Origin of the sequence: Pantoea sp. B9002, from assembly GCF_013385945.1 — a bacterium.
Classification (GTDB): domain Bacteria; phylum Pseudomonadota; class Gammaproteobacteria; order Enterobacterales; family Enterobacteriaceae; genus Pantoea.
Genome location: NZ_JACAPA010000032.1, coordinates 50,835 through 60,275, shown reverse-complemented (window position 1 = coordinate 60,275; position 9,441 = coordinate 50,835). Strand labels below are relative to the sequence as shown.

At 51.0% G+C, this 9,441-nt stretch carries 10 protein-coding genes and 1 pseudogene; 3 read left to right on the top strand and 8 right to left on the bottom strand.

The genetic code is table 11. The features are described 5' to 3' along the window. Positions 1-150 precede the first annotated feature (150 nt). From HX773_RS15925 to HX773_RS15915, 3 genes are all read right to left on the bottom strand, one after another. On the bottom strand, positions 151-756 hold the full coding sequence (locus tag HX773_RS15925; RefSeq protein ID WP_137385767.1) for a TetR/AcrR family transcriptional regulator: 606 nt from the start codon (positions 754-756) through the stop codon (positions 151-153). Positions 757-810: 54 nt separating this feature from the next. Then, positions 811-1,566 carry an alpha/beta fold hydrolase gene (locus tag HX773_RS15920; RefSeq protein WP_176972318.1) on the bottom strand — a complete coding sequence of 252 codons (756 nt, stop codon included), beginning with the start codon at positions 1,564-1,566 and terminating at the stop codon, positions 811-813. A 69-nt stretch (positions 1,567-1,635) separates the two neighbouring features. Next, positions 1,636-2,316, bottom strand: a complete 681-nt coding sequence (locus HX773_RS15915) for a type 1 glutamine amidotransferase domain-containing protein (RefSeq protein WP_176972317.1) — start codon at positions 2,314-2,316, stop codon at positions 1,636-1,638. 204 nt (positions 2,317-2,520) lie between these two features. On the opposite strand from HX773_RS15915, the gene HX773_RS15910 reads away from it, so the two are divergent. Next, a complete protein-coding gene (locus HX773_RS15910; RefSeq protein ID WP_176972316.1) occupies positions 2,521-3,537 on the top strand; it encodes a lipoate--protein ligase A in 1,017 nt (338 codons plus the stop codon). A gap of 96 nt (positions 3,538-3,633) precedes the next feature. Here the strand turns inward: HX773_RS15910 and HX773_RS15905 are convergent, their stop codons facing one another. Next, a complete protein-coding gene (locus HX773_RS15905) occupies positions 3,634-5,025 on the bottom strand; it encodes a PTS transporter subunit EIIC (RefSeq protein ID WP_176972315.1) in 1,392 nt (463 codons plus the stop codon). Between the two features lie 304 nt (positions 5,026-5,329). Between HX773_RS15905 and HX773_RS15900 the strand changes: the two genes are divergently transcribed. Then, on the top strand, positions 5,330-6,529 hold the full coding sequence (locus tag HX773_RS15900; protein ID WP_176972314.1) for an enolase C-terminal domain-like protein: 1,200 nt from the start codon (positions 5,330-5,332) through the stop codon (positions 6,527-6,529). A 1-nt stretch (position 6,530) separates the two neighbouring features. Here the strand turns inward: HX773_RS15900 and HX773_RS15895 are convergent, their stop codons facing one another. Next, positions 6,531-7,247, bottom strand: coding sequence for a GntR family transcriptional regulator (locus HX773_RS15895; protein WP_176972313.1), 717 nt, complete (start codon positions 7,245-7,247; stop codon positions 6,531-6,533). A 105-nt stretch (positions 7,248-7,352) separates the two neighbouring features. Beyond that, the gene (locus HX773_RS15890; RefSeq protein WP_176972312.1) at positions 7,353-8,024 is read right to left on the bottom strand and encodes a pirin family protein; all 672 of its coding nucleotides are present in this window, start codon (positions 8,022-8,024) and stop codon (positions 7,353-7,355) included. A gap of 206 nt (positions 8,025-8,230) precedes the next feature. Here HX773_RS15890 and HX773_RS15885 point away from each other — a divergent pair, with 206 nt between their 5' ends. Continuing rightward, a complete protein-coding gene (locus tag HX773_RS15885) occupies positions 8,231-8,794 on the top strand; it encodes a TetR/AcrR family transcriptional regulator (RefSeq protein WP_176972311.1) in 564 nt (187 codons plus the stop codon). Positions 8,795-8,796: 2 nt separating this feature from the next. Here HX773_RS15885 and HX773_RS15880 read toward each other — a convergent pair whose 3' ends face one another. Together HX773_RS15880 and HX773_RS26165 are read right to left on the bottom strand one after the other, a co-directional pair. Continuing rightward, positions 8,797-9,201: a hypothetical protein gene (locus HX773_RS15880; RefSeq protein WP_370463613.1), complete on the bottom strand. Its 405-nt coding sequence runs from the start codon at positions 9,199-9,201 to the stop codon at positions 8,797-8,799. Between the two features lie 9 nt (positions 9,202-9,210). Further along, a pseudogene (locus HX773_RS26165) lies at positions 9,211-9,378 on the bottom strand (TetR/AcrR family transcriptional regulator); the annotation flags it as partial. Between the last annotated feature and the right edge of the window lie 63 nt (positions 9,379-9,441).

Below are 9,441 nucleotides of genomic sequence, written 5' to 3'. Positions count from 1 at the left end.
CGTGGTTAACACGGCGAAATCGGTTTTGTGATTTCAGGTCGCCATTAATGGCGACCCTACGGTTGTTTGGCGAGCTTTTCGTAGGGTGCGCATGCGCATTCATGGCGACCCGACAAAATAAAGGGCGGCTCTGTTGAGTCGCCCTTCTTACTACGCGGTGATACGAATGATCTTTTGCGTCATGCTCATGGCGGAATCAAACGGGCCGGTATTGCGCACGATTTTCACCATCACGCTGGCGCCCACCCACAGCTGATACAGGCTTTCCGCCACGCGGCTCGGTTTATCATCGATAGACAGCGAACCTTCCTCAATACCCGCTTCTAACGCATCCGCCAGTCGCGCGATAATGCCGGCCGTGCCGGTCTGTAGCGTGCCGCGCATGCTATCCGAGAGATCGGCAACTTCCGCGCCCAGCTTCACCGCCAGACACTTGCCCTGACAATCGGAGAACGATTGCGATTCACGCCACAGCTGCCAGTAATTCATTAGCCGCTGCGCCATCGTCAGGCCCGGCTGGCTCAACGTCGCGTCAAGCTCAGCCAGATAATCATCGAAATAGCGCGCCAGCATATCCACCCCAAAAGCCTCTTTCGAGCTGAAGTAGTGATAGAACGAGCCTTTGGGCACACCGGCATCGGTGAGGATTTCATTTAATCCGACAGCCGAAAAACCCTTGCCGGCCATAATGCGTTGGCCAGTGGCAAGGATGTGATCGCGGATTTCATTGCTATGCAATTGGGATGTAGTCGTCATAGCGTTAGATTACCAAATACTAGACCAGTCGTCTAGATGCTGAACATGCGTTTACTACTGCGATAAGCTGCGTGCCGCTTTCTCGATCACCGCCGCAATCTCTTTAGGCTGTGAGGCGTAAATCGCATGATTTCCTTTTAACTCCGTCACGCTGCTGTGCGCACGTTGCGCCATAAAGCGTTCCAGTTGCGGATTGATCGCGCGATCTTCGGTTGCTACCACCGCCCAGCTGGGTTTGGTTTTCCAGGCTGGCGCGCCGGCCGGTGCAGCAAAGGCCGCGACGGCAGGCATCACCTGAGAACGCGCCAGCAAATCGGTCTCTTTGACGGGCAGATCGGCGGCAAAATCAGCGTGGAATTTTTCCGGTTTCAAATAGAGATAATGGTCAGGCGTTTCAGCGATAGATTGCGCGGCAGGCGGATATTTTTTTGCCAGACTGAGCAGCGAATCCCCTTGCTCCGGCTGGAACGCGGCGATGTACACCAGGCCGGCAACTGAGGTATCGTTACCCGCATCGCTGATAATCATGCCGCCATAACTGTGTCCGACCAGCAGCGATTTGCCCTGCTGCAGCGCCAGAACGCGTCGGGTAGCCGCCGCATCATCGGCCAGCGAAGTTTGCGGTTCCTGCACAATCGACACTTTATAACCGGCTTTATCGAGAATGCGCGCCACCGGATTCCAGCCCGAGCCATCCACAAACGCACCGTGAACCAGCACAATGTTTTTCACCGGCTCAGCCAGTGAAGCCTGCGCATATATCGACAGAACTGCGCCTAACGCTAACGTGGTTAATGATTTTTTAAACATGATTTTTCTCTCCACAATTTTCACGATGCATAACAAGGGAGGCGGACAACGGTTCGCCTCCCGATGCGTTTATTGCGCCAGTTGCTTAATCAATTTTTGCGCCGTCTCTGCTGAAGACGTTGGGTTTTGTCCGGTAATCAGCAAACCATCGCTGACGACATAGGAACTCCAGTCCGCGCCTTTCGAATACAGACCACCCTTCGCAATCAGCTCGTCTTCCACCAGGAAAGGCACCACCTGAGTCAGACCAACCGCTTCCTCTTCGCTGTTGGTAAAGCCGGTGACTTTACGGCCTGCTACCAGCGGTTTTCCTTCCGGTGTTTTGACGTGGCGCAGCACGCCCGGCGCATGACACACCAGCGCAACGTGCTTGTTGGCGGCCAGGAAGCCTTCGATCAGAGCGATTGAGTGCTGATCTTCTGCTAAATCCCACAGCGGACCGTGACCACCTGGGTAAAACACCGCGTCGAAATCGGCTGGTGATACGCTGTCCAGACGCACGGTGGCGGCGAGTTGCGCGGTTGCTGCTGCATCAGCTTCAAAGCGATGCGTTTGTTCAGTCTGGAAATCGGGCTCATTGCTTTTAGGATCTAACGGCGGGTTGCCCCCTTTCGGTGACGCCAGCGTGATTTCTGCGCCAGCATCTTTGAAGGCGTAGTAAGGCGCGGCCAGCTCTTCCAGCCAGAAACCGGTTTTGCGTCCGGTGTTACCTAATTGGTCGTGTGAGGTTAAAACCATAAGAATTTTCATCATCAATCTCCTACTTGCTGGGTTTAAACTTCTAAACTAGACCAGTCGTCTAGCGCTTGAATTCAAAGTAACAGCTAATAGACCAGTCGTCTAGAGGTTAATGCATTTTTTTACTGAAATGAAATGCGCCGCTGTTTCTTACCTTTCGATCCGCTTCAGCGTACTCTGTCCCGGTTTGCCCTTTCTCACGGAACTGGAGGAATGATGTCCACCCTACGTTTGCTAATTTCTGACTCACACGATCCCTGGTTTAACCTCGCGGTAGAAGAGTGCATTTTCCGCCAGATGCCGACAACGCAGCGCGTGCTGTTTCTCTGGCAGAACGCCGAAACCGTGGTTATCGGGCGCGCCCAGAATCCGTGGAAAGAGTGCAACACGCGGCGCATGGCGGAAGACGGCATCAAGCTGGCACGACGCAGCAGCGGTGGCGGCGCGGTGTTTCACGATTTGGGCAACTGCTGCTTCACCTTTATGGCTGGCAAACCGGAATACGATAAATCGGTCTCTACGGCGATTATCCTGCGCGCGCTGGAACAGCTTGGCATACCGGCTGAAGCCTCGGGTCGTAACGATATCGTGGTAAACGTGGATGGCGAGGTGCGCAAAATTTCGGGATCTGCCTACCGTGAAACGCCGGATCGTGGCTTTCATCACGGCACTTTTTTAATGGATGCCGATCTTTCGCGTCTCGCTGATTACCTCAATCCAGACATTAAAAAATTACAGGCGAAAGGCATTACCTCGGTGCGATCGCGCGTGGCCAACATTGCCGATTTGCTGCCGGGCATTAGCTTTGATGCGATCTGCCGCGAGGTGATTGCCGCCTATTTCGCTTACTACCAGGAAGAGTGCGAACCAGAGCATATTTCCCCCGCCGCACTGCCTGATTTGCCTGGTTTTGAAGAGCAGTTTGCGCGTCTAAGCAGCTGGGAATGGAATTTTGGTAACGCACCGGATTTCTCGCATCTGCTGAATGAGCGCTTTGTCTGGGGCGGCGTTGAGATCCACTTTGATGTGGAGCGCGGCGTGATTTCTCGCTGCCAGATTTTCACCGACAGCCTGAACCCTTCGCCATTAGAAGCGCTGGCGTTACGTCTGCAGGGCGCGGTATATCGACCTGAAACCCTATTGGCGCAATTAACGCAGTTGAAAGCGGAATATCCGCAACAGATGAATGATCTGAGCCAGCTGGAAAGCTGGCTGGTGGCGAGTGTGAGCTAAGTGTAAATCGGTCGCCATAAATGGCGACCCTACAGTGGTTTGGCGGGGTTTTCGTAGGGTGCGCATTCATGCGCACCTGGTCGCATAGGCAATTTATTACTCATTCTCGGGCTGTACGACCAAATCCGGTTCTTTGCCCACCAACATCAATGTCAGACTAAACGACATAATAAGCGCTATGGCGACGCCGGAAACGGCCCAGATAAAGTACGGGCCAATATAGGCTGGCAGACTGAATATACTGGAAAGAATATAGCCGTATAAACGCACGCCAAAGAAACCGATAAAGGCAGAAGCCAGCGCACTGGAAACCGTTGCCGCAATAAAGGCTTTTTTGTAGCGCGTTAATACGCCAAACAACGCCGGTTCTGTGATGCCTAATAAGGCTGAAATAGCAGCTGAAAGCGTGACCACTTTGTCCTGACGATTTTTAGTCAATTTCCAGATAGCAAATGTCGCTCCGGCAATCGACATATTTGCCATAAACATCATCGGCATCAACATGTCATAACCGCGATCGCTGAAGTTCTGCAGCGCAATTGGTGTCATCGCGTGATGCATGCCGGTTAGCACCGCAACGGGGCGAATGGCACCGACAATTAAGCCAGCAAAGCTTGCTGAAATACTGAATAAGCCCTCAATAAACAGCGCCAGACCTTTGCCGAGCCAAATCCCCATCGGGCCAATTACCACCAGCGCGGTTAATGCCGCAAGGAACAGCGTTAAGGTTGGGGTAAATACGGTTTTCAATACTTCCGGCATAATGCGATCCACCCAGCGATGGATATAGCTGAGAGCCAGAATAGAGAAGATCACCGGGATAACGCTGGAAGCATAATTAAACACCGAAACCGGCAGCACGCCCATCAGCCAAAATGCGCTTACTGCGCCCTCCTGATGCGCCGCCAGCGATTTTGCCGCATCAATTAAAGAGGGATACATTAAACACGCCGCCACGGCTGCGGCTAAATACTCGTTGGTTTTAAAAATTTTGGCGGCGGAGACCGCTAAAAAGAACGGCAGGAAATAGAACACGCCGCTGGCAATTAAATCAATCACCATCACCGTATCGCTTTTGGCCGAAACCAGCTGTAACGCCACCAATCCGGCCAGCAAACCTTTGATCATCCCGGCGCCAGCAATGGCGGGAACAATCGGGCCAAATACGCCCGAAACGGTATCCATAAACAGCGATATCAGGCTTTTGCGCGCTTTCTCGTTTTGCGCGGGCTGAACGCCGTCGTTATTTAATACCGGAACGATTTGCTCATACCAGCTATTGACCTTGGGCCCGATAATAATCTGGAATTGTTCACTCTGCATTTGCGCGCCCAATACGCCGGGCAAGGTTTTAATTTCGCTCTGGTTAACTTTATTGTCATCAATAAGGTCAAAGCGCAGACGCGTCATGCAATGCCAGACTTTATTGATATTATTCTTCCCACCCACTAAGTGGATTATATTTTTTATTACTTCCTGCGTTCCCATACTTGCTCCTGAGGGAAGAAAAATAGCCTGATGAAATCTGCACTGGATGGTAATAAATGACGCACAACAAAACAAACCAATAAATCATGACTGCGATCACAAAAGCCGCCACAACTGGCCTATTAATTTTTAATTTGGCAAATTGGTCTGTTTTATCGCGATAAACACCCTTTTTTACTGACCAATATTTATTGCCTTAAAAAGGGTTTGCGTCTTAATAAAAACCCGGTAATGATACGCCAAAAATAGCTTATCAATAGGCCTTGATATTGAGCGTAGTTACTGCGCCACAGGAGTATTTCACGTGACCCCAACCATTATTGAAAGTATTCAGTGTTTTATTACCCGACCCGATCGTCACAATCTTATTACCGTACGCGTTACCACCAATAAAGGGATTACCGGTCACGGCTGTGCCACCTTTCAACAGCGCCCTTTAGCGGTTAAAACCATGGTGGATGAGTATCTGGTGCCGCTGTTAACTGGACTCGATGCCAACAATATTGAAGACCTGTGGCAGATGATGAACGTTAATGCCTATTGGCGTAACGGGCCGGTGACCAATAATGCCATTTCGGGCGTGGATATGGCGCTGTGGGATATTAAATCGCAGTTAGCCGATATGCCTTTGTATCAGCTGTGGGGCGGCAAAGCGCGCGATGCGATTGCAGCTTACACCCATGCCAGCGGTGAAACGCTGGCGGAACTCTATACCTCCGTTGATAACGCCTTAGAGAAAGGCTATCGCCATATCCGCTGTCAGCTGGGCTTTTACGGCGGAACGCCGAAAGAACTCAACGCACCGGAAAATAGCACATCCGGCGCTTATTATTCGCAGCAAGAGTACATGGCAAATACGGTAGAGATGTTCCGTGCGTTGCGGGAGAAATACGGTCACTGCTTTGAAATACTGCATGACGTGCATGAGCGCTTATTCCCGCAGCAGGCTATTCAACTGGTAAAACAGCTTGAACCGTATATGCCCTATTTCCTTGAGGATGTGCTGCCTCCCGCGCAAACTGGCTGGCTAGCGCAGTTGCGTCAGCAAAGTGCGGTGCCGTTAGCGTTAGGCGAATTATTTAATAATCCCGCGGAATGGCACGAGTTAATTGTCAATCGTCGCATCGACTTTATTCGTTGTCATGTTTCGCAGATTGGCGGCATTACGCCAGCATTAAAACTGGCTGCACTGTGTCAGGCATTTGGCGTGCGACTGGCATGGCACGGACCGGGCGATATGACGCCAATTGGCGTGGCGGTTAATACGCATCTGAATATTCATCTGCACAATGCTGCGATTCAGGAATTTATTCCGCGCTCAACGCTGACGGATGCCATTTTCCCTGGCGCGCCGGAAATTAAAAATGGCTATCTTTATCCGCCGCAAGCATCAGGTATTGGCGTCGGCTTTGATCAGGCTTTAGCGGAAAAACATCCGGTGGTTTATCGTCCGCATGAATGGACGCAGAGTCGCCTGCCAGACGGCACCATGCACACGCCATAAGTTAGCGCTGTTGCTGGCGGAAACGCAGATTATCCGGATTATGCGGGATCAAATAGGTGCAGGTGTAATTAATATCAACGATGTCGCTGATTTCATACACCTGCCCGCCTTGCAAAATACCACGATTAATAATGTGCATCGCCGGACTGCCTTTTTTACACCCCAATAGCGTCGCCTGTTCGCGGTTAACGTTAATCGCGCGATAGCTGGTGAGTAAATGTGAGATTTGGTAGCCTTTGGACAACACATATTGCTGTATCGAGCGCTCAATAATCTCACCGTTGAGATCGGTAAATAAGGTTGCGGGCATACGCGATATTTCAATTTGTACCGCCACATTATCAACATAGCGCAGGCGGGAAAACTCCCAGATAAAGGCGTCGTCGTTAATGGCGAATATCTGTTGCTCGTCACTGTCGGGGCGTCTTTTACGCAGGCTGATTGAGCGGTAATGCATCTGATCAAAGCGCTTTTCGGTGATCGAATTATAAACCAGCGGGTTATTACGCACCGTTTCATTAATCCAGATCCCTGATCCCTGCACGATACGCACCGCGCCGATACTCACCAGTTTCTCCAGCGCCAAGCGGATGGTGAAACGCGATACGCCATACTCCTCGGCCAGCTGGCGTTCAGGCGGCAATTTGCGTGGCGCGGAGGTATCTTCCTGATAGATCTTGCTCAGCAAATCCTGGGTAACGAACTCTTTCTTTTTCATTGGATTACCCTCCTCCGGTGTGGTGTTCGCAAATGATAACACGATGTTATGGCGAGGAAGGGTTAGGTACGCATCAATGGGCAGAGGTCGCCATGAATGGCGACCCTACACGCCTTCCTGCACCAGAAACGCGATCAGCGTTGCATCTCTCTCTCCCGTCAGCGTAGGCAAGGCCGCGCTATCGCTCACCGAATCGCCTTTGTGCAGCCGTTCATTCTCCATACGCACAATGCCGTCCAGCACGGTAATCCAGCTTGAAAAACCTTCACGCTGTGGCACATCCACCTTTTTGCTGCGCTCCAGTTTCAGGTCATAAATATATACCGCCTGATTCAGCGTCAGCGGCGCCTCGCTGCCGTGCGGCCCTGCCAGTAACGTCCATGCGTTTACTGCCGCACCGTCTGCTCGGGTAAAGGTATTGACCTGCGGCTCACCGCCGGTTTGCGCTGGACGAATGGTGGCCTGCAGCATTTCGGTTTCGATAAAAGGCGCAGACTCGGCAAAGCGCATGCCGCTACCGGCACTCAGCAGCAGCGCGCGTTTGGCGTTGAGGGAGTGCGTTTCACCCTGCTCACTGCTGTGCAGCAGCGAACCGCGCCAAACGTAGCTGAAAATCTCGCTATCCTGATGCGAATGCAGCGGGATAGTGGCATCCAGTTGCAGCGTCATTTGATCGACAATTGTCAGCGGTCCAAACGCTTCACCGGGACGCTGGCGGCGAATGGTAAAAGGACCGTATTCAAACAGCTGATCGCCTTGAGCGCGCAGGATGTTCATGATGTTATTCCTCGATGATTACTCTCTTTCCACCATCATAGAGGTCTGGAAAATCATGAACAGCAGGCAAAACTGCTCGCTTAAATCAAAAAAACTGAACAACGCTAAAGCACCGAAATAATAAGGTTGTGTTAATGTTTTTTATTCATCGCCAGCACAGCTTTAATTGCGTAAAATAGACGCTTTATTCTGCGAGTTTAATAATCATGAACCGAAGCGAACAGATCCTTGCCGCCGCCGAGCAATGCATGCGGCTAAAAGGCTTTCACCAGACATCGATTCAGAATATTGCCAGCCAGGCAGACGTTAGCATTGGTTTAATTTATAAATATTATAAAAACAAAGAGGCGATCATTGAGGCATTAGTCACCAATGTGGTGCAGCGAATGATCACGCTATTGAATGCCGATTTCGAACGTATCGCGCATATGAAAGGACAGTATCACGAAGCGGAAGATATTGTGCCTGCGGCAGTGGAAAACAGTATTATTCTGCTGATGGAAGTCTCATCTGAAGCCACGCGTAATAATCGCATCCAACAAATTATGCTCGATGCCTGGCATGAGCTCAAAAATAATTTTATCGCTCAGGAGCAGGCGCGGCATCCTGAGCAGGACGCCAATGCTATTCACACCCGTTTATATGTGATGTCACTGATTATTGATGGCATTATTATTCGCCGCTGTATGAAGCAGCGCGATATTGCGCCCGGCTTTATGCCGTTTTTCAATGCGGTGGTGAGTGATGTCTATCCGCACAGTGCGGTGTAAACTCAGCCAAACAGATGCTGGCTGAGAATGCCGTTCACCCGCTGCATTTCACCGTAATCAAGGTCGCTATCGCCAAAGGCGCGACAGGCAACGCCATCCACCAGCAGCAATAAAAATTGAATGCGATTGGCGTGCTGTGTTGGCTCGATTTCAGGTTGTTGCGCGCTAAAAATAGCCGCTAACTCAGCAAGTAATAATTGCTCCTGCTGGGCCAAAATGGTGCGCACCGATTCATTACGCGACGCCTCAGAATACATTTCCAGTAATAATTTCCGGTCCTGACTCGGCCAATGCTGCCAGAATGGCGAATCGGCGTTGATAATATCCTGAGTCGATTGTTGCGTGGGTAAATATTGTACTAAAAACTGGCGCCAGTTCTGCGCGATGCTTTTTATTGTTTCCGTCACAATAAGCTCTTTACTGCTAAAGTAACGATATATTTGCCCTGCCCCTAACGCTGATTCGCGGCTAATATCCGCCATGCTGGCGCCATGAAATCCGGAGCGACTAAAACAGACTTTCGCCGCAGAAATAACCTGCTGCTGGCGCTGTAAGAGAAAATCGTCATGTTCAGAGTGACTCACATTGGCTCCGAAAAAGAATGTATCGTTTTAATCCCGTCATCATACGCGATGCGTTTCCGGTGA